This is a genomic window from Motilimonas eburnea, assembly GCF_021295345.1.
Lineage (GTDB): Bacteria > Pseudomonadota > Gammaproteobacteria > Enterobacterales > CBDFNC01 > Motilimonas > Motilimonas eburnea.
Genome location: NZ_JAIMJB010000001.1, coordinates 184,764 through 208,053 on the forward strand (window position 1 = coordinate 184,764; position 23,290 = coordinate 208,053).

Here is a 23,290-nt window from a genome sequence, read left to right on the forward strand (position 1 = left end):
GAAAGCCGTGAAGTCTCGATTTGGGATACCTTTTATTATCGCCTGTGCGCTGCATGTTGTATTAGTGCTGGTGTTTATTGTCGGTATTGATTTTAAAAAAGAGCCGACCCCACCACCATCGGGGTCCGCCATCAATGCTGTGGTGGTGGATCAGGCGGTGGTTGATGCTCAGGTGAGTAAAATTAAGCAGCGAGAAGCCGAAAAACGCCGAGAAGAAGCAGAGCGGATTGCAGCTGCCAATGAAGAATTAGAGCGGGTAAAAGAGCTTGCCGAGCAAGAGCGTGAGCGTCAATTAGCCGAGCAGAAAAAAGTAGAGGAATTAGAGCAACAACGGGCGGTGAAAGAAGCTGAGCGCATTGCGGCTGAACAAGCGGCGGCCGCTGCCGCTGCCGCCGCCGCGGCTAAGCAAGCCGAGCAAAAGCAAGCCGAAGAAGCGGCCCTTGAAGCGCAACGGGTGAAACAGCAAAAAGAAGCGGAGCGCAAAGAAGCGGAGCAAAAAGCGCTGCAAGCCGAGCAAGCGCGTAAAGAAAAAGAAGCGCAGCGAAAGGCCGCAGAAGAAGCGGCAGCTAAAGCAGCTGCCGAGCAAAAAGCCGCCGAAGAGGCTGCCAAGCAAGCAGAAGCAGAAAAGCAGCGTAAATTAGAAGAAGCGCGTAAGGCAGAGGAAGAGAAAAAAGCCGCTGAAGAAGCCGCGAAAAAAGCCGAAGCTGAGAAAAAACGCCAACAAGAAGAGGCGCGCAAGGCCAAAGAAAAAGCGGAAAAAGAAGCCGCCGAGCGAGCGCGTCAAGCTGAGGAGGCCAAACGAAGAGCCGAGCTAGAGGCACTGATGGCGGCGGAATTTGCCGCTGAACAAAATAGTGCCCTTTCCAAGCATCAGCTATCGGAAAAAGATAAATTTATCGCTTTAATTAAAAGCAAGGTTGAGCGAAATTGGCATGTCGAGTCAGGTTGGAAAGGCAAGCATTGCTTACTTAATATCCGTTTGACCAGTAACGGTTTAGTTATCGGAACCAAGCGTGTTGAAGGCGATGCACAGGTGTGCCGCTCAGCCATTGCCGCGGTGAATCGGGCAAACACGTTACCTGTGCCCAAAGATCCCGTGGTATTAGCTGAGTTTAAAGATTTTAATGTACGTTTAGAGCCATAAATCGAGAGTGAAATAAGGAGCTCTTTTGTTATGAAAAATAAACTGTTTTTGTTATTGGGCTTATGGCTTGCAGTGGTCAGCAGTGCACAAGCCAAACTCGAGATAGTGATCACTGAAGGTGTTGACGGAGCTCGGGTTGTGGGTATCTCCCCGTTCAAATTTGAAGGAGAAGGGGCGGCGCCAGAAGATTTGGCTAGCATTATCAGCACCGATTTGATGCGAAGTGGTAAATTTAACCCACTTAGCCCAGATAAAATGCCACAAACGCCTTCGGACAGTGCTGACGTGGACTTTCAAGCATGGGCGGCGTTGGGGGCCGAAGCGGTGGTGACAGGAGTGGTTACCCTGACCGAGCCGAATAAATATCAAGTGACCTTTGAGTTAGTTGATGTGATTGCTGGGCAAACTGAAAGTGGCAGTTACGTGTTAGACAAGCGCCGTAGCGTCGTTAATCAAAATCAAATGCGTCAATATGCTCATCGTATCAGTGATATTGTTTATGAAAAACTGACCGGTGAGAAAGGGGCGTTCTTAACTCGAATAGCCTATATTGCTGTCGACCCAAACGATGAATTCCCATACCAATTGCGCATTGCTGATTATGATGGCTTTGGCGAAAAAATGGTGGTGCGTTCGCAGCAACCTTTAATGTCGCCGTCGTGGTCGCCTGATGGTCGTCGGTTAGCTTATGTGAGCTTTGAAAACAACCGCTCGCAAATTTTTATACAAGATATTTTTACCCAAGAGCGGACCCAGTTAACCTCATTTCCAGCCATTAATGGCTCACCGAAATGGTCACCTGACGGCCAGCAAATGGCGATGGTGCTATCTAAAGATGGTCAGCCTGATATCTATGTGATGAACATTCGTACTCGCGACCTTAAACGCGTGACATCCCACCGTGCTATCGATACTGAGCCGAGCTGGGCACCCGATGGAAAGTCGCTGATTTTCTCTTCTGAGCGGGGTGGTAAACCACAAATATATCGAGTAGATTTAGCGACTAACGAGACCAAGCGTATGACTTGGGAAGGCGATATGAACTTAGGCGGTTCATTTACTTCCGATGGTAAAAGCTTAGTCATGGTAAGTCGAAATAACGGCCAGTATCAAATCGCCCGCCAAGATCTAGACACGGGCAATTTACAGGTATTGACCACATCGAGCTTAGATGAGTCGCCCAGTATTGCGCCCAATGGTAGTATGATTATTTACAGCACGATTTACGGTGGTAAAAAGAATCTCGCCTTGGTTTCAATGGATGGTCGTTTCAAAGCGAAACTGCCTGCTCGTAGCGGTGAAGTAAGGGCGCCAGCTTGGTCTCCTTACTTAAATTAATCAAATCCAAAATTACAGGAACAATGTATGGAATTTAACAAAGTATTAAAGGGCATAGCAATTTCTCTACCTTTAATGGCGCTGGCTGCGTGTAGTTCTAATCAATCTGCAACCCAAGACGAAAGTACTCAAGTTGATACCAGTATTGAAGGGGCCAACGGAGGTAACAACAATGGGGTCGATACCGAAGTTGTTACGCCAATTGACATGACATTTGAAGAGCAGCTTGCGGCTAAGTACGGTCAGGCTATCCTAGAAAATACCATTAGCTTTGCCTACGATCAGTCTGAAATTGCACCTGAGTACCGCCAAGTCCTTAATGCCCATGCTCAATACTTAGTTGAGTCGCAAAAGTCTGTGATCATTGAGGGGCATACTGACGAACGCGGTACACCTGAGTACAATATTGCCTTAGGTGAGCGACGTGCTCTGTCTGTTGTTCGTTACCTACAAAGTATGGGCGTGCCCGCTTCGCAACTTAGCACGGTGAGCTATGGTGAAGAAAAGCCGGTTAACTTTGCTCATTCAGAAGCGGCTTATGCGGAGAATCGTCGCGCGGTACTAGTTTACTAAGGGATACCCCTAACGTTATGACAACCAATATGAAAACGGCCATATTTATGGCCGTTATTGCCACCAGTTTTCACGCCCTAGCGGCAGCGCCAGTCAAAGATGTACGCGCTGGCTCAGGTGACTTAGAAACGCGCTTAGCCACACTTGAGCGCATGCTTGATGCACGTAATCAAATGCAATTCGATATTCAGCAGCAACTGAATCAGCTGCAACGTGAAATGAATACGTTGACGGGCACCATCGAAAAGCAAAATTATAAAATTGAGCAGATCCAAACCAGACAGCGTGAGCTTTACCAAGAGATAGATAACAAACTAGCTCAGCCTGCTATCGTTGAACCAGAGCAACCTTCGACTCCAGCCAGTGCCGCCCCAGCCGATGAGCAACAAGCTTATCAGGCCGCGGTTAACTTGGTATTGCAAGATAAAAAGTATGATGAAGCCATCACGGCTTTTACTGCCTTTATTCAAACCTACCCAGATTCAAGTTATGCCGCAAACGCACACTACTGGCTAGGCCAATTATTGTTTAATGCCCAGCAGCATGAAGCGGCGAAGAAAGAGTTTGATATTGTTGCTACGCAATTCAAAGATTCAAACAAGCGCGCCGAAGCGTTACTTAAAAGCGGTATTATCGCTGAGTACTTAGGCAATAAGAGTGAAGCCACATCCTTGTATCAGATGGTGATTTCCGAATACCCTGGATCGGCTTCAGCTAACCTTGCAGAGCCTCGATTATCAGCATTAAAATAAAAAAAAAGTATTTTATGGCTGCTAATTTAGCTGGTTTGTTGGTTTAGTAGGCAGTCAGGAAAAAAAATACATTTTTAAGTTGCACTGGGTTTATAAATCCGTAATATAAGCCGCCGTTGCCTAGGCGGCTGTGACAGCTTCTCGGGAACATTGTTAGACACACATTTTACTTGTGTGCCAAGATAAAATTAGGGTTGTTAGCTCAGTTGGTAGAGCAGTTGACTTTTAATCAATTGGTCGAAGGTTCAAATCCTTCACAACCCACCACATTCAAGTATCAGCTAAGGCTGTTACAGTGCGATTACCAGCACACTCGTTAAGAGTAAAGGGTATAAAATTTGGGTTGTTAGCTCAGTTGGTAGAGCAGTTGACTTTTAATCAATTGGTCGAAGGTTCAAATCCTTCACAACCCACCAGATAAAGTAAACGAATATGCTGAACGGCAGATAAAAAATTCGGGTTGTTAGCTCAGTTGGTAGAGCAGTTGACTTTTAATCAATTGGTCGAAGGTTCAAATCCTTCACAACCCACCACATTCAAGTATCAGCTAAGGCTGTTACAGTGCGATAACCAGCACACTCGTTAAGAGTAAAGGGTATAAAAATTTGGGTTGTTAGCTCAGTTGGTAGAGCAGTTGACTTTTAATCAATTGGTCGAAGGTTCAAATCCTTCACAACCCACCACATTTTAAACAGCGCTCATGCGTTGACACAATTCGGGTTGTTAGCTCAGTTGGTAGAGCAGTTGACTTTTAATCAATTGGTCGAAGGTTCAAATCCTTCACAACCCACCACATTTTAAACAGCGCATATGCGTTGATACAATTCGGGTTGTTAGCTCAGTTGGTAGAGCAGTTGACTTTTAATCAATTGGTCGAAGGTTCAAATCCTTCACAACCCACCACTATCTAAACCCCGCAATGCGGGGTTTTTTCGTTTTTGTGCTCATGGTTTTTCTGCTGTTGGCGTGTATAATACGCAGCCACTAGATCTCGTATAAACGTGGACAGCAAATGAGCCAGATTGAGCAAGCAATTTTAGAATCAGATTATCCTTTCCCTCCTAAACCTGCAGTATTAACTGAGGCTGAGCGTGAAGCTTATAAAGCGCGGATCAAAGCCCTATTGATTGAAAAGAATGCGGTATTGATTGCTCATTATTATACCGATCCTGAGATCCAAGCTTTAGCGGAAGAAACCGGTGGCTATGTTGCCGACTCGCTCGAAATGGCACGTTTTGGTCGTGATCATCAGGCCGATACCTTGATCATTGCCGGTGTTAAATTCATGGGGGAGACGGCAAAAATTCTGACGCCTCATAAAAAAGTATTGATGCCAACCTTAGAAGCGACCTGCTCACTCGATCTCGGCTGTCCGGTTGATGAGTTTTCAGCTTTTTGCGACCAGCACCCTGATCACACTGTGGTGGTTTATGCTAATACCTCAGCAGCTGTGAAAGCCAGAGCGGATTGGGTGGTGACATCGGCTATCGCCTTGGACATCGTCGAACACTTAGACAGCGAAGGCAAAAAAATTATTTGGGGGCCAGATCGTCACCTTGGCGCCTACATCGAAAAGCAAACCGGCGCCGAAATGCTAATGTGGCAGGGCGCTTGTATAGTCCATGATGAGTTTAAAGCGAAAGCGTTAAAGGACATGAAGGCGGTTTACCCTGAGGCAGCCGTGCTAGTGCACCCTGAATCGCCAGCGAACATTGTGGAACTCGCCGATGCGGTGGGCTCGACGAGTCAGCTGATTAAAGCCGCACAAACTTTGCCTCATAAAAAGTTAATTGTGGCCACCGACCGCGGTATCTTCTACAAGATGCAGCAAGCCTGTCCAGATAAAGAGATGATTGAAGCGCCAACCGCAGGCAGCGGGGCAACGTGTCGCACCTGTGCCCATTGTCCTTGGATGGCAATGAATGGCCTACAGGCCATTGAAAAATCGCTATTAGATGCCACAGGGCACGAAGTGTTTGTCGATCCAGAGTTGGCTAAACAAGCCATGATCCCACTGGACCGCATGTTATCTTTTGCTGCCAATAACAACTAATCCAAGCTAACCATCGCAATAAAAAAGGGCCTAACGGCCCTTTTTTCTATTCGCAGTTGATTAGTGAATGCTAGCTAATCGTGGTGCTTAATAGATGGCTTTCACCTGGGGCTACCGTCACCGCATTACCTGTGATGGCCGCTTCTAAACACACCATGGTTTGATAGCCGTCATCTGGCATGTCCCCCATACTTTTCGCGCCTTCAACCCAAGGTGTCCATGCCACTATGGTATCGTGGCCTTGACTCGTAATGTTTAATTCACGTGCAAGACCTGAGTCAGCTAACTTCACGATGTTTGTCGGTTCAATGTAAAGTGAATCCACCGGGCCTGATAAGGTTAAGTTTGCGGCTGCATTTTTGATGGCTTTGTTGTCTAAGCTGTCGATGTAGGTTGGCCCCAACCCAGTGACTTCAACCTGCTCTGGCGCTGAAATATTGAGGTAGGTATGTAAGGCCGCCAAGTATTGCAGTGGCTGGCTACCCGTATTTTTGGTGATTAAGCTCAGCTGCAAGGTGTCAGAAATGATCGCGGTCAAGGTTAATTCAAACTGATGAGGCCATAGCGAGTGTGTTGCAGGGCTATCGGTTAGGGTGAAGGAAATAACCACTTGCTGCTCATCTTCTTTTATGTCGCCTAATTGCCATAAGCTATTACGAGCAAAACCATGAGAAGGTAAGCCTTCACCTAGGCTGGGTGCGGGTGCGCCAAACCAAGGCCAGCAAATAGGCACACCGCCACGTATCGCTTTTTTGTTATCAAAAATCGCTGTTTTGCTTAACCAAATTGCAGGCGCTTGGTCTTGAGCTTGAAAGTGAATTAAGTGCGCTCCATGGAGGGTAAAACACGCTTGCGCTTTGGGGTGTTGAACCTTGACAAACTCGACTCCCTTTTCATCGGACATCAATTGAACAGATGGGGACAGATCTCGTTTTGACGTTAAATTTAGATGGTCTATCATAAAACCTCATATAGCATTGAAAATTATGCTTTAATTGTTAGTTGATAAAAATGACAATGATGAATTAAGCTATAAAGTCATCATTCTACCAGCGACGCCTTATCGAGACGTAGATGAGACGCGGTTTTGTTTGTTTTAAATCAAACTCTAATTGCGTTTTTGGTAGCGGAATTGACCAGCACAAAATGAGTATGATGATTTCACAAAGATGCTTTGTTTAAGGCAAACGTTTTTTTGTTACTACGTAATATAAGCTCCATCTTTACACGTTATTTTTAAATTTTTATGGCTCAGCGTCCAAATGGGAGTGGTATGTCAGAAAGTCTACTTGCAAATCTAGCCAGCATGAAGGGGATTGACCCTCATTATACCGATGCATGGGGCAAGCAAACTCAAGCGAGTCCAGAGGTAGTGTCTCGTATTCTCAACGCGATGGGATGTGATACCTCACCTGAGCGCCTCGAGAGCGAAGTCGCAGATGCTTTAAAAGAGCATTGGTTATCCAGTTTAGCGCCGGTTATTTTGGCTTACCACGAGGAGTCGCTTCAGCTTGAGGTTAAACTGCCGATTGAATTTGTCGCTGAAACATTAAGTTATGAAATTGAAACCGAATCAGGAGAAATCTTGACAGGGACATTTTGTCCGGTGGATGGTGAGTTATTGGCCGTTGAGCACCTTAATGAGGTTGAGTTTCAAGCCTATTCGGTCACCCTGCCTGTGACGTTAGCCTTGGGTTATCATGACCTACGTATTTTTGACCCCCATGTTGAAGACGCACTTGGCATCAGTCGTATTATTATTGCGCCTCGCGCCTGTTATACCCCAGCTAATGTGGCCGCGGGAAAACGCCTTTGGGGGGTAAGTGTGCAGTTATACGGCCTGCGCAGTGAGGCGAATTGGGGCATAGGTGACTTTTCAGACCTGAAGCAATTACTAGGGCAAATTAAGCAACAAGGAGGGGATTTTGTTGGCCTAAATCCGATCCATTCCTTGTACCCCATGATGCCAGACAATGCCAGTCCTTATAGCCCGTCATCGAGGCAATGGCTCAATATTATCTATATAGACGTGAGTCAGGTGCCTGAGTTTAAGCTCAGTGAAGCCGCACAAGATTTATTTAACAGCGCCGTGTTTCAAGACAAACTTAAGTATGCGCGTATTGTTGACGATGTTGACTATCAACTTGTTCACGAATTAAAACTCAGTGCGCTGAAACTGAGTTATGAAGCCTTTAAAGGGACACTGAAAAAAAATGGGGCAAGAGCAAAAGCATTTAAGCAGTTTATCAAGGACAAGGGTGACGCCTTGATGCAACAAGCCGTGTTTGATGCCCTGCACGAAGACTTGATCAAACAGGATAGTCACGCTTGGGGCTGGCCAGCCTGGCCGCAAGCGTTACAAGATTATCACAGCTCAGCTGTCCAAGACTGGCGTGAACAGCACCCTGATGAGGTTCAATTTTGGGCCTATCTACAATGGTTAGCTGATGAGCAGTTAACGCAAGCCCATACACATGCCAAGACCCTTGATATGGAAATTGGCATATACCGCGATTTGGCTGTTGGAGTGGCGTCTGGTGGCTGTGAAATATGGGCTAATAAACAGGATTATTGTGTCCAAGCAACGGTGGGGGCTCCGCCTGATGTCCTTGGTCCTCTCGGTCAAAATTGGGGCCTGCCGCCGTTAGACCCGTCGCGCTTAGTGGAACATGGCTTTGCCGCTTACATTAAGTTATTACAAGCCAATATGAAAGCGTGTGGGGCGTTGCGCATCGATCATGTGATGGCATTATTGCGGTTATGGTGGGTGCCGGAAGGGGAAAGTGCAGCGCAAGGCGTGTATGTTTACTACCCTGTAGAGCTGATGCTGGCCATTCTCGCTCTGGAGAGCCAACGCAATCAGTGTTTAATTATTGGTGAAGATCTGGGCACGGTACCTGATGGGATGGGGGAGCTGCTGGAAAATGCTGGCGTTTACTCTTATCGTGTTTTTTGCTTTGAAACGGCCGAAGACGGCGGTTATATCTCACCGGCCCATTATCCTGCCCAAGCTATGGCGACCGTGGTGACTCATGATATGCCTACCTTGCGCGGTTACTGGCATTGTGACGACCTTACTTTGGGCAAAACCTTAGGCCTTTATCCAACCCAAGAACTGGTCGATCAACTCATGGCTGATCGTCACAGCGCGAAACAACAAATACTCAACAGTTTATTCGGCCATCAGGCAATTTCAGACCGTATTTCAAATTGTGTTGACTTCGTTGGCATGGATCGTGAGTTGAGTTTTGGTATCCAGCAACACCTTGCTCATGCCCGTTCCTTGTTGCTGAGTTTGCAACTTGAAGACTTTTTAGAGATGGATAAACCCGTCAATGTACCTGGCACGAGTGACGAATATCCCAACTGGCGACGCAAGCTAACCTGTAATCTTGACGATATTTTCAATCAAGATCATATACAAACGCTATGTCGCAATATCAGCTTAGCCCGCAGTATCGCAGCTGAATAATTGATACGCCCTTGAAAAATGCATGCATTGCGCGTGCATTATGCTGAACGCAAAGAAAGGGCGTTGCTATTAACTTTTTAGAGTACGTTATGACCACAACTTCAAAACCAGCTAAAAAAACCAACCGAGGCGCGGCTAAACCAAAATCTACCGCCAAAAAAACGACCGCAGCTAAACGAGCACCACGCTCGACTAAAGCCAGTGCAACATCAACCTCCAAAACCAAGATCAAGGCTCAAGAGAATCAGCATCCTCTTTTGACTCCCCTTGAAGGCGCATGTTTGAATCAACCCTTTGAGCATTTAGGGTTGTTACCACAAGATAAGGGATATTTAATCAGAGCTTGGTTGCCTGAGGCGACACAAGTCGATGTGTTCGCATTTGGTGAAGCAACGCCGTTAGCAACACTGAAGCAAGTCGGCGAGGCGGGCTTGTTTGAACTGGCTCTGCCCGATGTAAAAGCCCCCTTTAATTATCGACTGCAAGCAACTTATGCCGATGGCGCAGCGCATCGTTTTATTGACCCTTATCAGTTTCATGAGCCAGCCTATCAAGGCTTAAGTACCATGACCCACCGTCCGCAAAACCTCTATCAGGTGTTGGGGGCGCAAGTCACAGAAATAGAGCTCAATGGCGAGGTGATCAGTGGCACGCGTTTTGCGGTCTTTGCCCCGAGTGCAAGCAGCGTAAGCTTAATTGGTGACTTTAACCATTGGGATGGCCGCAGACATCCAATGCAGCGCAGTTTGTGTGGTCACTGGGTATTATTTGTGCCTGAAATAAAAGCAGGCGAACGTTACAAGTACGAGCTAAAAGATCCACTCGGTAATCGTTTGCCACACAAAGCCGACCCGGTGGGCTTTAGCGCTGAGCAATACCCCTCTCATGCATCTGTGGTGTATGACCATTCACAGTACCAATGGCAGGATGCGGATTGGATACAATCGCAGCAAAATGACAAACGCTATAGTGCGATGAACATTTACGAGGTACACCTAGGATCTTGGCGCCGTAAGCCGGACGATAAAAAAGGCAGTCGCTATTTAACTTATGATGAGCTCTCTCACGAGCTGGTTGAGTACGTTAAAGAAATGGGATACACCCATATTGAGGTGATGCCTGTCTCTGAATTTCCATTTGATGGCTCATGGGGTTATCAACCCGTGGGTATGTTTGCGCCAACCAGTCGCTTTGGCGATCCTGATGCATTCAAACGTTTTGTTGATACCTGTCACCAACAGGGTATTGGGGTGATCATTGATTGGGTGCCTGCTCATTTCCCATCGGATCCTCATGGTTTGGCACGCTTTGATGGCACGCCTTTGTACGAATATGAAGATCCGCGTCGTGGTTGGCACCCAGATTGGAACTCATATATTTACGATTTTGGTAACGACAATGTTCGTCAATTCTTAGTCGCCAGTGCGTTATATTGGCTGGATAAATTCCACGTCGATGGCCTGCGTGTTGATGCTGTTGCCTCTATGTTGTACTGGGATTACTCGCGCAACGAGGGCGAGTGGGTACCCAATGTCGATGGTGGAAACCATAACTATGAAGCGATCAGCTTGCTTAAATGGTTTAACGAAGAGGTATACCAACAATATCCTCATGCTATGACGATAGCCGAAGAGTCAACCGCGTTTGCGGGGGTGTCTAAACCGACTTTTGAAGGCGGGTTGGGCTTTGGTTTCAAATGGAATATGGGCTGGATGCATGATTCATTAGAGTACATGTCGAAAGATCCCATGTATCGCAAATTCCATCACAATGAAATGACCTTTGCCATGGTCTACCACTACAACGAACATTTTATTCTGCCTTTGTCTCATGATGAAGTGGTGCATGGTAAGCAATCGCTTCTTGGCAAGATGCCCGGCGATGAGTGGCAAGCCAGTGCAAACTTACGCGCCTATGCGGGCTTTATGTTTGCTCATCCGGGTAAAAAGCTGAACTTTATGGGTAATGAAATCGCCCAGTCATTTGAGTGGAACCACAATGAACAATTAGGCTGGTGGCTGCTTGAATATGACAAACACAAAGGGCATCAGTTGCTATGTAAAGATCTTGGTCACTTTTATCAAGCTGAGCCGGCCATGTATGAGGCTGACTATCAGCCGCAAGGGTTTGTTTGGTTAGATCACCAAGACGGTGAGCACTCGATGTATGCCTTTATGCGTCAGAATTTAGATAAAACGAATCAAGTGATTATTGTCAGTAACTTTACGCCAGTGCCGCGGGACAACTACCGGTTAGGTGTGCCTGATGCTGGTGAGTATGAGATTGTGGTTAATACCGACAGTGAGTATTACTGGGGCAGTAACTATGATGCAGGGTTCCACTTCCATGCCCAAGATGTTGCACATCAAGGTCAATCTCATTCAATTGAACTGAATGTACCGCCGCTAGCAACCCTTTACATACGTAAAAAGGCATAAAGATGAAACCTGTTTCAAGCCAAGACTCAAGCCAAGATGTCAGTGCGTGTTCGTTACAAACGTCGCCGTTTAAGCAATTAGAGGGCAAGATATTACCTCTAGGAGCAGAGCTGGCTGAAGCAGGTTGTAACTTCTCTGTTTACAGTAATTGCCATCGGATCTGGCTAGTGTTGTTTGATCAACATGAACAAGAGCAGGTCCGCTTTCTATTAACCGAAAAGCGTGGCAAATTTTGGTCGACTTTTATTCAAGGTGTCAAAGCGGGTCAGGGATATGGTTATATTGTTGAGTCAGATGATGCCTCGGGGCAAGACGCGATCAATGAAAAGTTGTTAATTGACCCTTATGCGAAAGCCCTTAACAAGAGTGTGGTGTGGTGTGATGCGGTGGACTTAGCCGCTAATGCGCATGTCATGGCCAAATCTGTGGTGGTTGATGAAAAGTTTGACTGGCAAGGTGTCGCTAAACCAAACCTGAAAGCAAGTGAAATCATCTTATATGAACTTCATGTTAAAGGGTTTACTTGGCTCAATTCAGACGTGCCGAGTGAGTTAAGAGGCACTTATCTAGGGTTAAGTCATCCCAGTGTGATAGCTCATTTAACGGCGCTGGGGATTAAAGCGGTGCAAATCATGCCAGTGGCTAGCTTTATGGCTGAGCCGAGGTTAATGGAGCTAGGATTGACGAATTACTGGGGCTACAACCCGGTAAATTTCTTCGCTCCCGATCCCCGTTATGCGAACCAAGATGCGGTCACCGAGTTCAAAACCATGGTTCGTCAATTCCATCAAGCGGGTATTGAAGTGATTTTAGACGTGGTCTTTAACCACACCGCAGAAGGCGGAGAGGGTGGACCAATTTTGAGCTACAAGGGCTTGGCTGAAAACAGTTATTACTACTTTGAGCATGCCGATAATCCGGATCTGCCCACCCGGCACGCCAACTTTACAGGGTGTGGTAACACGGTCAATATTGATTTGCCATGGGCGCTTAAGCTCACCTTGGACGCATTGCGTTATTGGTCAACGGAAATGCAAGTAGACGGTTTTCGTTTTGATCTAGCGGTTACCTTGGCGCGAGAGAAAGGCGCATTTGAACCTTATAGCGCCTTTTTTAAAGCGTTATTTCAAGATCCTGTATTAAGCCAAGTTAGGCTGATTGCTGAGCCTTGGGATATTGGACCTGGAGGTTATCGTTTAGGCCAATTTCCAAGTAATTGGTATGAGTGTAACGACAGGTATCGCGATAATATCCGTGCGTTTTGGCGCGGTGACTCTGGGCAAATTGCGGAGTTTGCAACGCGGATCCTTGGTTCACGGGATATCTTTCCGAAAAACAAACGCAGTATTCACACCAGTGTTAATTATGTTTGTTACCACGATGGCTTCACGCTAGAAGACTTAGTCAGCTACGAACACCGTCATAATCATGCCAACGGTGAAAATAGCCGAGATGGTCATGGCCACAACTTATCAAGTAATGCCGGGGTTGAAGGGCCCAGTTTTGACCCTAAGGTGATCCAGCGTCGCGAGCAGCGTAAACGTAACTTGATCGCAACCCTGTTTCTATCTCAAGGTACCCCTCATTTTTTGGCGGGGGATGAAATGGGGCGAACTCAGCAAGGCAATAATAACGCTTATTGCCAAGACAATGAGGTTAGCTGGGTTAATTGGCAGCTGTCTGATTTACAAAAGCAACAGTTGGCTTTTTGTCAGCAAATGATCCAGCTACGATTAAAATCGAGTATTTTTTCTCAATTAAGCTTGGCTGATGATGGTTTTCAAACCCGTTCCGACATAGTTCAAGCGCGTTGGTATCACCCTGACGGCCATTTTATGCAAAAAAGCCAATGGCACAGTGCGACGGCGCAAGTTCTGCAACTGGAGCTTGAATCCAACAGTGAACACTGGTTACTGATATTTAATGCATCGGAATATGATGTGGCGGTAGTGTTACCTCAAATCAAAGACAGTTTAGTCAATTGGCAATGTGTTTTTGATACCTCGGTTAATAATGGCATGTTATGCCCAGACAATTGTGTGATGAGTCAATGCAGTACGAGCCATGCTCATTCATTGATGCTGTTAACGGCCAAAGAGTTTAATCCCTACTTCTAGCTGCTCTATGGTTATTCCCGCAGCGAGCTGCGGTCTCACATGGGGCATTCAACTCTTAGGCTCTAATGCTTACTTAACCTGTCATTGGGTTTAGCAACACCTAAGTTTATACAAGCTTATCTAAGTTTATCGCTGCATGACTGCAGCTCCCACAGAGCAGCAGACACAAAAAAAACGCACTAGACGGGGTTTATAATTCTTTAGAACTAATAATTACTTAGAGATGTGAGCGATTAGGTTTAGAACTTTGTTTGGGCTTAACATGAGTCCGATTTCGCTTTAACGAAATGCTTGAGCTTCAGAAACAAAAAAAGCCCGCTGTTGCGGGCTTTATCATTCAGAGACTAATGCTTACTTAGAGATGTGAGCGATTAGGTCTAGAACTTTGTTAGAGTAACCGATTTCGTTGTCGTACCAAGATACAACTTTAACGAACTTGTCAGTTAGTGCAACACCTGCTTTAGCATCGAATACTGAAGTTTGTACTTCACCGATGAAGTCTTGAGAAACAACTTGGTCTTCAGTGTAACCTAGAACACCTTTTAGCTCGCCTTCAGAAGCTTCTTTCATTGCAGCACAGATTTGCTCGTAAGTAGCAGATTCTTTAAGGTTAACAGTTAGGTCAACAACAGAAACGTTAGCAGTTGGTACACGGAAAGCCATACCAGTTAGTTTGCCGTTTAGTTCTGGAAGAACTACGCCTACCGCTTTAGCAGCACCAGTTGAAGATGGGATGATGTTTTGAGAAGCACCACGGCCACCGCGCCAGTCTTTAGCAGAAGGACCGTCAACTGTTTTTTGAGTCGCAGTAGTTGCGTGAACAGTTGTCATTAGGCCAGATTCGATACCGAACTTGTCGTTAAGTACTTTAGCTACAGGCGCTAGACAGTTAGTAGTACAAGAAGCGTTAGAAACGATGTCTTGGCCAGCGTAAGTGTCTTGGTTAACGCCCATTACGAACATTGGCGTAGCGTCTTTAGAAGGACCTGTTAGTACAACTTTCTTCGCGCCAGCAGTGATGTGTTTACGAGCTGTTTCGTCAGTTAGGAATAGACCAGTTGCTTCAGCAACTACGTCAACACCGATTGCATCCCATTTTAGATCTTCTGGGTTACGCTCAGCAGTTACGCGAACAGTTTTACCGTTAACTACTAGGTTACCGCCTTCAACTTCAACAGTACCGTTGAAACGGCCGTGAGTTGAGTCGTACTTAAGCATGTATGCCATGTAATCTACGTCGATTAGGTCGTTAATACCTACTACTTCGATGTCGTTACGCTCTTGAGCAGCGCGGAATACAAAACGTCCGATACGACCGAAGCCGTTGATACCTACTTTAATAGTCATCTTTTAAGATCCTTACAGGTTTGTTTTAACTGGAAACTGTGGTGATACTACCTAAATCAAAGGAGGCTAAACTTGATTCGTATCAAATTTACGCCTTTGATGTTAAATCCTTTCATTTGAAATGCTCGAAATCGCAAAAATGCTTGATTTTGACGAATTTTGATATTGCATTTCGTTATTTTCCTACATTAATTCATATTGGTTTTAACAACAAGTGTTAATTTTGTTGCCGCGGGAATGATTGAAATCATGATAGTTCAAACAAACTCAACAACAAAAATGACACCGATATTAAGTCAATGAATCAAGGTTCGGAACTTTGAAAGTAAACAACAATAAGTTAGTAATATTACAAAATTTAGCTTGAAATCTAAGCCAAAAAGGGCTTTTTTGCAAGTTTTTTTACGCTATGAATTAAGTTTGTTACTGAACTTTTTAGCAACAAACATACGTAATTACTTATAAATAAAGATATAATCCACGGGGAATTAGTGATGAGCCTCGTTAACTTGATTTAAACACGGGGACTTGTAAGGATTATTCCTCGGATCACTGAATTTATATAGAAGATGAGCTTGCATAATGACTAAATCAGCAGAATATTGGCGCGATAAATTATCGCCAGAGCAGTTTCATATTTGCTTTGAAAAGGGAACAGAAGCCCCATTTAGCGGGGCCTTACTTCACAATAAGGACAACGGGGTCTATCACTGCATTTGTTGTGGACAGGCATTGTTTGCATCAAAAAATAAGTTTGACTCAGGTTGTGGCTGGCCATCATTTGATGAGTCGATATCGGGCGCTATCCGATACTTAGAAGATACCAGCCATGGTATGGTGCGGGTAGAAGTTCAATGTAGCCAGTGCCATGCGCATCTCGGACACGTGTTCGATGATGGCCCTACCTTAACCCATAAACGATATTGTATTAATTCTGTGAGTATGCAGTTTACCCAGGAAGATTAACCTGAGCATGTGTTGCTTTGCACTCTGTTAGAGATAAAGCAACACATTCCCCCAGATTCAGGTGAGCCCAATAGGGTTAAAACGTGAAGTTTGCGTCTTTGGGACTAAACTGACCGTCACTAATTTTGTCTGCTAATTGCTGCGCTAGGCTATCCAGTTTTGCTTTTTCTTCGTGACTAAACACGTGGTAGCGCTCTAAGGTTTGCAAGCTGACATTTTTTTTGCCTAGTTGCTTCGCCACCTGCATCCAGATGTAGGTTTCAGGGTAGCGTTTTTCCCGCAAGTTTAAGGTCGTCAGCGAGTCATAGATACTCTCTGGAGGTAGCTCCCCTTTGTAGTTACTAATAGCACGATAAAGTAACTTAGCGGTTTTATCAGGATCGCGTTCAAAGTAGTAACTGGCCATAGCCAACGCCAACTCAGGCTCATCTAACGCGGGAGAATCTTCAATGGCCATAAATCTTGCTTTGGCGTTTTGATCACCGCGTACACGCCAGTGATAATAAGCAAGGTGAGGCTCATTTGAATCCATGGTTTCCTGCTCTAGGCGTTGAATTTCATTTTCTGCTGTGATCAAGGCGTTAACACGGCCGGTTTTCTTTTCTTTGTAGATAATAGGCTCAACTTGTGCCGCCCGCTCGATACATTTCTTGTAGGCTTTAAAATCTCGTAGCAGATGGTATTTCGCTAAATCAGTCTCAATCTCTGGATTGGTTTGCTCTTGGCGACTGCGGATCACATTTGAGCGCTCTTCTTTACACCAGCCATCATCCGTATTGAGGTCATCACAGAGTTCAGGGGTATCACTGCAAATCTCCTTGATACTCGCTTTTTGTTCACAACCTGTTGTCATTAATATCAAGGGGATAAAGAGAAAAGGTATGTATTTGGACATGTATTTCGCCATCTAACTGAATGGAGAAGCGAAGCGGTTAGGGTGACTTCGCCTGTGGACATAGCTTAATGATAACGCAATAAAATAAAATGTGGCTCTTTTAGCGCAAATTCTGCTAACAAGCTGGCATTAAACAATCGCGGGTGATCTCAACGCTTGTTTAGGGCATCATAGCGTGATAGCAACAAGAGTAAATAAGGAAACGGATCTGTATGTCGTTAGAGCAATTAGTCGCCAATCTTAGTCCTGAAATATATGAGCGTTTAAAGGCTGCCGTTGAAACGGGCAAGTGGTTCGATGGCAACCCGTTAACCGAAGAGCAAAAGGCTTATGCGCTGCAAGCGGTATTTGCTTGGCAAGCACACCATAATGCGCAGCCTGAGCACTTCACCGTGGCCAAAGGGGGCGAAGTGCACATGAAAAGTAAATCTGAGCTAAAACAACAATACAAGCAAAAAATCGAGATCAGCCAGCAAGATTAATCTGGGCTTAACTCACCGCGCAGGCTGAGCTGCATTTTCGATTTTAGCTGCTCAAAGTCATAATTTTGGCTAAGCAGCGCATGCAGTTTTGCCAGTGCGGCTTCCTTGGTCATATCAGCGCCGCTGATCACGCCGGCTTGAGCCAATGCATTACCCGTCGCATAACCGCCCATATTCACCTTGCCTTTAATACACTGGGTTAGATTAACCACTAATATTTCCCGTTGATGGGCTTGATGGAGTAAATCGAGCAAGGCGCTGTCTTGTGGCGCATTTCCCACTCCATAACTGAGTAAGATTAACGCCTTAACCGGCTGCTTGAGCATGTTGGCCACCACCAAAGACGAAATTCCCGGGTAGAGAGTCACAATACCAATCGGCTGGGGGGTAATTTTTACCACCTTTAGTTGGGAATCGGTTGGCGGCAATAAAGCGCCAGCGACGACGCGAATATTTATTCCTACATCTAGCAAAGGTTCAAAGTTAGGAGAAGCGAAGGCTTCAAAGCCATCGGCATGAACCTTAGTGGTTCGATTACCGCGAAACAGCTTGTTATTAAAGAATAAACTTACTTCGGGAATAGGATAATTAGCGGCAATATAAAGGGCGTTAAGCAAATTCCGCTGCCCATCGGAGCGCAGCTCGGTGAGGGGGATTTGCGATCCTGTCACGATCACTGGCTTGGCAAGATCTTTGAGCATAAATGACAAGGCACTGGCGGTAAACGCCATGGTATCCGTGCCATGTAAAATCACAAAGCCATCGTATTTTTGATAGTTAGCCGCAATATCGTCGGCGATGCGCTGCCAATCATCGGGACACATGTCGGAGGAATCGATTAAAGGCGCGTATTCATGGATGGTGAACTCAGGCATTTCATCGCGGTAAAACTCGGGCATACTGGCAATGTTTTGTGCTAAGGCCCCCGCAACCGGAATATAACCTTGCTTAGAGCGCTGCATACCGATGGTTCCACCTGTGTAGGCAACGTAAATGGATTTTTTAGCCAACATCTTATCTCTTGCTAAAATAATTTATGGCCTAAGTATATACCAGCTAGTTGCTGATGTGGGCGAGCTTGCTCGGCGAACAGAGAAATTGGCTGTGACTGAAACAGCTCAACAGCTGGAAAAAAACAGCCCAGTCAAACTGGGCTGTTGGGTTTCAATATACAGTCGGCTGAAATTAGATTTTGACCTGCTCACAGGCAGGACATAAAGCATAAATGCCTTTGGGATCATTAAACTGCACTAAAGGCGCAGCTTGTTCATCAAGGGCCTTTAGGAATTGGCGCACCGTTGATGAGCTAATCACGCTTTGTTCAACGATTTGCGCCGATTGCGTCATTAAGTCCGCCATAAATTGCTCTTTCGCGCTGAGCTCAGGGCGGATCACTTTCACTTCATAGTTTTCTAGTTGAGCCAAATTCACCGCGCGGCTAAGGGCGATATCTAGCCCTCCAAGGTGATCCACTAAGCCTTTCTCTTTGGCATCCTGACCGGTCCAAACGCGGCCTTGGGCTAGCTTGTCGACTTGCTCTAGGTTCATGTTTCGCCCCTCGGCAACCACAGAAATAAACTGCTGATAGCCATTGTCTATGCCCATTTGGATGATTTGCTTCATGTAATCAGGCAAAGGCCTGGTGACATCGACGCCACTTAATACATGAGTGCCCACGCCATCGTTATTAATGCCCATTTTCGCCAGCGCATTTTCAAGGGTAGCAAACATACCAAAAATACCGATAGAGCCGGTTAGTGTGACGGGCGAGGCCACGATTTCATTCGCGGCCGAGGCAATCCAATATCCGCCCGACGCACTAGTGCTGCTCATGGACACAACCACAGGTTTGTTGGCTTGTTTTAACGCTAAAATTTCTTGGCGCACTTGTTCCGATGCAAACGCACTGCCGCCCGGTGTATCAAGGCGCAATACCACTGCTTTAACATGAGGGTCGATGCGCGCTTGGCTCAATAAATCGGATAAGGTCTCGCCGCCAATCACGCCGGTAGGTTGCTTGCCACTCATAATTTGGCCGCTAGCAAAAATGGCCGCTACCTTATCTTGGCCTTGTTCATGGTAATTAAAGGCGTCAGGGATGGCTGCTAGGTAACTGTTTAAGCCGATATTTAAATAGCTTTCACCCGAGTGACTTTTGCCAATATTGGCCATCAAGAATTGGTTAGCTTGTTGCTGAGTGCGCAATTCATCCACCAAGCCTGTTGCTTTTGCATAAGCCGCTTGATCGCCATTGACAGAGCGAAGTCGGGCTAAATAGCTTTCGATATTCGGCGCCACATCGTCTTGGCCAATTTGGCGCTGAGCCGCCACCGAACTGACATAACTATCCCAAAGCTGATTTAACCAGTGCAGGTTTGCCTCTTTACTAGTGGCAGACATATCATTACGGGTGTAGGGCTCAACAAAGGATTTGTAAGTGCCCACTTTAAAAACGTGAGGGGTAATATCGAGCTTTTCGATGGCCGACTTAAAGTACAAACGATATACGCCTAGGCCTTGCAGTAAGATGGCGCCTTGAGGATTGAGCATCACTTCATCGGCATAGCTGGCTAAAAAATACTGACTTTGACTATAGAAATCGCCATAAGCGTAGATCTTTTTGCCACTGGCCTTAAATTTATCTAATGCATCACCTATCTCAAACAGCTTATTCATGCCGGTGCCTTGCAATTGTTCAAGGCGCAGTACCAGTGCACTAATACGGTTATCTGATTGGGCAAAGCGGATGGCATGGATGATATCGGTTAAGGCTGTTTCACGAAACTGATTGGGATCTTTGCCAAAAATCTCATTGGATATTTCTTGAAAAGGATCAACAGGGCGGCGCTCTTCTACTATCACACCAGACAAGTCGAGTGTTAATGCCGCGCCTTGCGGTACTTGAACACTGTTGTCGGTATTAAAACCTATCACCACCACCGCCACAATGGCGAGGAAAATTAAATTCAAAATCAACAATCTAACAAAGTTGATAGTTTTGCCTATGGTTCTAAACAGCCACTTAATTGCTCGCAAAATCGTATTCCCTTAACTAACGAATGGTTTCACTTTACTAGAGAAGCGCACAAGAAAAAACTCTTACGCGCAAAGGTTTCATCTTCGGGTCTCAACTATTATGATATTGATTACTATTTACTAAAGGAAGTCTTGCTCTATGTTAGCCATGGATTTATTACTTAAACGTCGCTCTTGTGCTCGCTTAACCGAGCCTGCTCCCGATAGCTGTGAACTTGAAACTATTCTTCAGGCTGGCTTGCGCGCCCCCGATCACGGCGGCCTACACCCTTGGCGCTTTATCGTTGCTCAAGGCGATGGTTTGTTACGTTTAGGTGATATTTACTATCAAGCCATGCAAGCTCAAGGTGCAGACGAAGCGGCCCTGCAAAAAGCGCAAAATATGCCCCAACGTGCACCTTTAGTGATCACTGTGGTCGCCCGAGTAACGCCAGAGCATAAAGTACCCGAGGTTGAGCAAGTGATTTCCGCAGGTTGCGCCGTACACGCCATGCAAATGGCCGCACAAGCTCTAGGTTATGGCGGTATTTGGCGCTCGGGCGAGCTATGTTACAACCCTGATGTTGAGCAAGGCTTAGGGCTCGGTGAAAACGAAAGCCTCGTCGGCTTTTTATATATCGGCAGCAAAGTCGCTGAGCCACCTGCGCCTAAATCCTTAAGCGTGGATGATTTTGTTATTTATCTATAGCTTTCAATAAATAGGGCGTTTTGCTTCAAGTTGTGGTCATACTTTATTGCTTTCGCCCTGTAAGATCTGAACGTTTCTGATGCCTCTGAATACATTAATCGGGGCACGAGGGTGGCCATTGTTGGTTAGGCAATTAACTTAGCCACTAGTTTAGCTAATTTTGGAAGTGCTTTGAGTATGCTCCTATGTCGGAGGCGTTAATTGGGACTGAAAACTTGGCAGAAGGTGGCGATGACTTTGGCCTTCATGGCTGTTGGCATTCCCGCCATCCTAGCAATTATGTTTATCGTTATCACCAGTGACCTGTGCGGTAATGAAAAATACGCAGAAGTGCTGTCGCCCAACAAAGAATATAAAGCGGTGATTTTCCAGCGTGATTGTGGCGCCACTACAGGATTTAGCACCCATATTTCATTGCTTGATGTTAATAAGGAGCTGGGTAATGAGGCGGGTAATATATTTGTTATTGAAGGGCTGGCAAATCAAGTGGCGCCTAACATTCGGTGGATTTCTGACTTCCAGCTTAATATTCATCGAAGCTTAATTGGCACAGAGCGATTAGCACAAACAAGCTGGGGAGTAAGTAGCCAGATTAAGGTGGTTTATAGCCCTGATGGCCATTAGTAACCCAAAGTGCGTTTTGTGTTTTGATTACAGGTGAATAGTACAACGGCTTGGAAGGTGGATAATGCAAGGTTGGCATGTAGATTTAAGGCTATTAAAAGCTGAACATGACTCGGGTTATTGTGTCATGCGCAGCAGTCAGCCCGATGACTCGGGATTTATCACTAACAACGCCTACAATCCGGAGTTATTTGAGCAAGGGGTTAGGGCTTATTTAAACGCATATTCACAAAATATGGTTCTGTCATTGATGGATAAACTAGGTTTGGATATTGACAAGGCAGTTAGTCGAATAAATCAGTATCTATTAGCTACTGACATGGTTGGAAAAGTGAGTCAGCCCAGTAATGATAGCTTTGCTATGAAGGTTCAATGCGAAGGCATACCTAAACTCCTTTCAGATGACGAACTCAGAGCATTTTTGAGACCTGAAAATGTCTGCCCATTTTGGGTCAGTATGTCTTTACGTGCAGCAGTTAATACCTCAGTTTCTAAGCATTTGGGATTTGATGTTTTATTAAATAAGTAGACTAAGCTCAATGGGGTTAGTGAATTGCCTCGCTTTTGAAGCTTTCAATTATATGTCTAAGTAGCTGAGTGTGAACTTTTTTGTTGAATGGCTATACCAAGTGTTCTGGGTCGAGCGATGGTTGTAGAATGACATTTTGTCTTAATAATCAATAATAGAATAATAACAGGACATCCTTTCAAATGATGGATTTCATATCTTGAGATTCATATTTAGTCAGCTTAACGATATCCGTGCGACTAGCAAAAGCAAGTTGGGGAGTGACTAATCAGATTAAGGTGGTTTATGGCTCTGATGGCATCGAGTAGAGCGAGGATGCTCTACCTTTCCGAAATGTCGGACTGTCGAGCAAGCCAACTGAACCCTCTCGCGGTTGAGTTATAGCCTTGACACTTTATTGACTTAATTTAGCCTGAAAGTAGAATCACCCTATGATTTCATTATAAGTTGTAGGGATATATGCGGATCCAAGAAGTCTCAAAGCAAACGGGTTTATCAGGGTACACCATTCGCTATTACGAAAAGGCGGGTTTAATTGGTGACGTGCCAAGAGATAGCGCGGGCCACCGCTTTTTTCGTGAACAAGATGTAAAGTGGATCCACTTTGTGAATTGCCTTAAAACCACGGGCATGCCCCTAAAAGAAATCAAGGCGTATGCGGCCAAGGTTGGGGATGCGCAAAACCAAGGGGATTTTTTACTGTCGATTATGCAAAAACACAAGAAGCGCCTTGAGCAGCAGTTGCTGCAAACTCAAGACTTTCTTGCTCATATTGATTGGAAAATTACCCATTATCAAAGCTTAATCGATGAAACCAAATAAGCCTAGGGGGGAAG

The 23,290-nt window shown here is 45.6% G+C and carries 19 protein-coding genes and 6 tRNA genes; 20 read left to right on the forward strand and 5 right to left on the reverse strand.

Translation table 11 applies throughout. The features are described from left to right. The first annotated feature begins 7 nt into the window (after window positions 1-7). The 11 genes from tolA (at window position 8) to nadA (ending at window position 5,860) form a co-directional block, all read left to right on the forward strand. A complete protein-coding gene (gene tolA, locus K6Y21_RS00890; RefSeq protein ID WP_233069713.1) occupies window positions 8-1,144 on the forward strand; it encodes a cell envelope integrity protein TolA in 1,137 nt (378 codons plus the stop codon). A gap of 30 nt (window positions 1,145-1,174) precedes the next feature. Further along, on the forward strand, window positions 1,175-2,482 hold the full coding sequence (gene tolB / locus K6Y21_RS00895) for a Tol-Pal system beta propeller repeat protein TolB (protein WP_233069714.1): 1,308 nt from the start codon (window positions 1,175-1,177) through the stop codon (window positions 2,480-2,482). A 27-nt stretch (window positions 2,483-2,509) separates the two neighbouring features. Beyond that, window positions 2,510-3,055 carry a peptidoglycan-associated lipoprotein Pal gene (gene pal, locus K6Y21_RS00900; protein WP_233069715.1) on the forward strand — a complete coding sequence of 182 codons (546 nt, stop codon included), beginning with the start codon at window positions 2,510-2,512 and terminating at the stop codon, window positions 3,053-3,055. Between the two features lie 17 nt (window positions 3,056-3,072). Continuing rightward, on the forward strand, window positions 3,073-3,807 hold the full coding sequence (gene ybgF, locus K6Y21_RS00905; RefSeq protein ID WP_233069716.1) for a tol-pal system protein YbgF: 735 nt from the start codon (window positions 3,073-3,075) through the stop codon (window positions 3,805-3,807). A gap of 191 nt (window positions 3,808-3,998) precedes the next feature. After that, window positions 3,999-4,074: transfer RNA gene (locus K6Y21_RS00910), tRNA-Lys, on the forward strand. A 73-nt stretch (window positions 4,075-4,147) separates the two neighbouring features. Beyond that, a tRNA-Lys gene (locus K6Y21_RS00915) sits at window positions 4,148-4,223 on the forward strand. 41 nt (window positions 4,224-4,264) lie between these two features. Then, window positions 4,265-4,340 (forward strand) — tRNA-Lys (locus K6Y21_RS00920). 74 nt (window positions 4,341-4,414) lie between these two features. Next, window positions 4,415-4,490, forward strand: a tRNA-Lys gene (locus K6Y21_RS00925). Between the two features lie 34 nt (window positions 4,491-4,524). After that, window positions 4,525-4,600, forward strand: a tRNA-Lys gene (locus tag K6Y21_RS00930). A 34-nt stretch (window positions 4,601-4,634) separates the two neighbouring features. Continuing rightward, window positions 4,635-4,710 (forward strand) — tRNA-Lys (locus tag K6Y21_RS00935). 109 nt (window positions 4,711-4,819) lie between these two features. After that, window positions 4,820-5,860 carry a quinolinate synthase NadA gene (nadA, locus tag K6Y21_RS00940; protein ID WP_233069717.1) on the forward strand — a complete coding sequence of 347 codons (1,041 nt, stop codon included), beginning with the start codon at window positions 4,820-4,822 and terminating at the stop codon, window positions 5,858-5,860. 70 nt (window positions 5,861-5,930) lie between these two features. Here nadA and K6Y21_RS00945 read toward each other — a convergent pair whose 3' ends face one another. Next, window positions 5,931-6,821 (reverse strand): D-hexose-6-phosphate mutarotase, encoded by an 891-nt coding sequence (locus K6Y21_RS00945; protein WP_233069718.1) that lies wholly within the window; start codon window positions 6,819-6,821, stop codon window positions 5,931-5,933. A 312-nt stretch (window positions 6,822-7,133) separates the two neighbouring features. Here K6Y21_RS00945 and malQ point away from each other — a divergent pair, with 312 nt between their 5' ends. The 3 genes from malQ to glgX all read left to right on the forward strand — a co-directional run bounded on the left by malQ (window position 7,134) and on the right by glgX (window position 13,887). Next, the gene (gene malQ, locus K6Y21_RS00950; RefSeq protein ID WP_233069719.1) at window positions 7,134-9,332 is read left to right on the forward strand and encodes a 4-alpha-glucanotransferase; all 2,199 of its coding nucleotides are present in this window, start codon (window positions 7,134-7,136) and stop codon (window positions 9,330-9,332) included. Between the two features lie 89 nt (window positions 9,333-9,421). Further along, window positions 9,422-11,770 carry a 1,4-alpha-glucan branching protein GlgB gene (gene glgB, locus K6Y21_RS00955; RefSeq protein WP_233069720.1) on the forward strand — a complete coding sequence of 783 codons (2,349 nt, stop codon included), beginning with the start codon at window positions 9,422-9,424 and terminating at the stop codon, window positions 11,768-11,770. A 2-nt stretch (window positions 11,771-11,772) separates the two neighbouring features. Beyond that, window positions 11,773-13,887: a glycogen debranching protein GlgX gene (glgX, locus tag K6Y21_RS00960; RefSeq protein ID WP_233069721.1), complete on the forward strand. Its 2,115-nt coding sequence runs from the start codon at window positions 11,773-11,775 to the stop codon at window positions 13,885-13,887. A gap of 351 nt (window positions 13,888-14,238) precedes the next feature. Here the strand turns inward: glgX and gap are convergent, their stop codons facing one another. After that, entirely contained in the window at window positions 14,239-15,234 is a 996-nt protein-coding gene (gene gap / locus K6Y21_RS00965) for a type I glyceraldehyde-3-phosphate dehydrogenase (protein ID WP_233069722.1), read from the reverse strand. A 582-nt stretch (window positions 15,235-15,816) separates the two neighbouring features. Between gap and msrB the strand changes: the two genes are divergently transcribed. Then, entirely contained in the window at window positions 15,817-16,200 is a 384-nt protein-coding gene (gene msrB / locus K6Y21_RS00970; RefSeq protein WP_233069723.1) for a peptide-methionine (R)-S-oxide reductase MsrB, read from the forward strand. Between the two features lie 76 nt (window positions 16,201-16,276). On the opposite strand, the gene K6Y21_RS00975 is transcribed toward msrB, so the two are convergent. After that, complete coding sequence (locus tag K6Y21_RS00975; RefSeq protein ID WP_233069724.1) at window positions 16,277-17,095, reverse strand: DUF2989 domain-containing protein; 819 nt, start codon at window positions 17,093-17,095, stop codon at window positions 16,277-16,279. Window positions 17,096-17,307: 212 nt separating this feature from the next. Here K6Y21_RS00975 and K6Y21_RS00980 point away from each other — a divergent pair, with 212 nt between their 5' ends. Further along, window positions 17,308-17,577 (forward strand): YeaC family protein, encoded by a 270-nt coding sequence (locus K6Y21_RS00980; protein WP_233069725.1) that lies wholly within the window; start codon window positions 17,308-17,310, stop codon window positions 17,575-17,577. Here the strand turns inward: K6Y21_RS00980 and ansA are convergent. Further along, a complete protein-coding gene (gene ansA / locus K6Y21_RS00985) occupies window positions 17,574-18,587 on the reverse strand; it encodes an asparaginase (protein WP_233069999.1) in 1,014 nt (337 codons plus the stop codon). The two genes, K6Y21_RS00980 and ansA, sit on opposite strands and share 4 nt — an antisense overlap. A 175-nt stretch (window positions 18,588-18,762) precedes the next feature. After that, window positions 18,763-20,613, reverse strand: coding sequence for a signal peptide peptidase SppA (gene sppA / locus K6Y21_RS00990; protein WP_233069726.1), 1,851 nt, complete (start codon window positions 20,611-20,613; stop codon window positions 18,763-18,765). A 139-nt stretch (window positions 20,614-20,752) separates the two neighbouring features. Between sppA and K6Y21_RS00995 the strand changes: the two genes are divergently transcribed. From K6Y21_RS00995 to K6Y21_RS01010, 4 genes are all read left to right on the forward strand, one after another. After that, window positions 20,753-21,301 carry an NAD(P)H nitroreductase gene (locus K6Y21_RS00995; protein ID WP_233069727.1) on the forward strand — a complete coding sequence of 183 codons (549 nt, stop codon included), beginning with the start codon at window positions 20,753-20,755 and terminating at the stop codon, window positions 21,299-21,301. 201 nt (window positions 21,302-21,502) lie between these two features. Continuing rightward, complete coding sequence (locus K6Y21_RS01000) at window positions 21,503-21,925, forward strand: DUF5412 family protein (RefSeq protein ID WP_233069728.1); 423 nt, start codon at window positions 21,503-21,505, stop codon at window positions 21,923-21,925. 64 nt (window positions 21,926-21,989) lie between these two features. Continuing rightward, the gene (locus tag K6Y21_RS01005) at window positions 21,990-22,454 is read left to right on the forward strand and encodes a hypothetical protein (protein ID WP_233069729.1); all 465 of its coding nucleotides are present in this window, start codon (window positions 21,990-21,992) and stop codon (window positions 22,452-22,454) included. A 459-nt stretch (window positions 22,455-22,913) separates the two neighbouring features. Next, window positions 22,914-23,276 (forward strand): MerR family transcriptional regulator, encoded by a 363-nt coding sequence (locus K6Y21_RS01010; RefSeq protein WP_233069730.1) that lies wholly within the window; start codon window positions 22,914-22,916, stop codon window positions 23,274-23,276. Window positions 23,277-23,290: the final 14 nt, after the last annotated feature.

Bases quoted from the DNA above. Each gene is read 5' to 3' on its own strand.
- K6Y21_RS00995 (WP_233069727.1), top strand. From the start codon at position 20,753: ATGTTAGCCATGGATTTATTACTTAAACGTCGCTCTTGTGCTCGCTTA.
- glgB (WP_233069720.1), top strand. From the start codon at position 9,422: ATGACCACAACTTCAAAACCAGCTAAAAAAACCAACCGAGGCGCGGCT.
- K6Y21_RS00945 (WP_233069718.1), bottom strand. From the start codon at position 6,821: ATGATAGACCATCTAAATTTAACGTCAAAACGAGATCTGTCCCCATCT.
- malQ (WP_233069719.1), top strand. From the start codon at position 7,134: ATGTCAGAAAGTCTACTTGCAAATCTAGCCAGCATGAAGGGGATTGAC.
- K6Y21_RS01005 (WP_233069729.1), top strand. From the start codon at position 21,990: ATGCAAGGTTGGCATGTAGATTTAAGGCTATTAAAAGCTGAACATGAC.
- K6Y21_RS00975 (WP_233069724.1), bottom strand. From the start codon at position 17,095: ATGTCCAAATACATACCTTTTCTCTTTATCCCCTTGATATTAATGACA.
- K6Y21_RS00980 (WP_233069725.1), top strand. From the start codon at position 17,308: ATGTCGTTAGAGCAATTAGTCGCCAATCTTAGTCCTGAAATATATGAG.
- pal (WP_233069715.1), top strand. From the start codon at position 2,510: ATGGAATTTAACAAAGTATTAAAGGGCATAGCAATTTCTCTACCTTTA.
- ybgF (WP_233069716.1), top strand. From the start codon at position 3,073: ATGACAACCAATATGAAAACGGCCATATTTATGGCCGTTATTGCCACC.
- nadA (WP_233069717.1), top strand. From the start codon at position 4,820: ATGAGCCAGATTGAGCAAGCAATTTTAGAATCAGATTATCCTTTCCCT.
- gap (WP_233069722.1), bottom strand. From the start codon at position 15,234: ATGACTATTAAAGTAGGTATCAACGGCTTCGGTCGTATCGGACGTTTT.
- tolB (WP_233069714.1), top strand. From the start codon at position 1,175: ATGAAAAATAAACTGTTTTTGTTATTGGGCTTATGGCTTGCAGTGGTC.
- glgX (WP_233069721.1), top strand. From the start codon at position 11,773: ATGAAACCTGTTTCAAGCCAAGACTCAAGCCAAGATGTCAGTGCGTGT.
- msrB (WP_233069723.1), top strand. From the start codon at position 15,817: ATGACTAAATCAGCAGAATATTGGCGCGATAAATTATCGCCAGAGCAG.
- K6Y21_RS01010 (WP_233069730.1), top strand. From the start codon at position 22,914: ATGCGGATCCAAGAAGTCTCAAAGCAAACGGGTTTATCAGGGTACACC.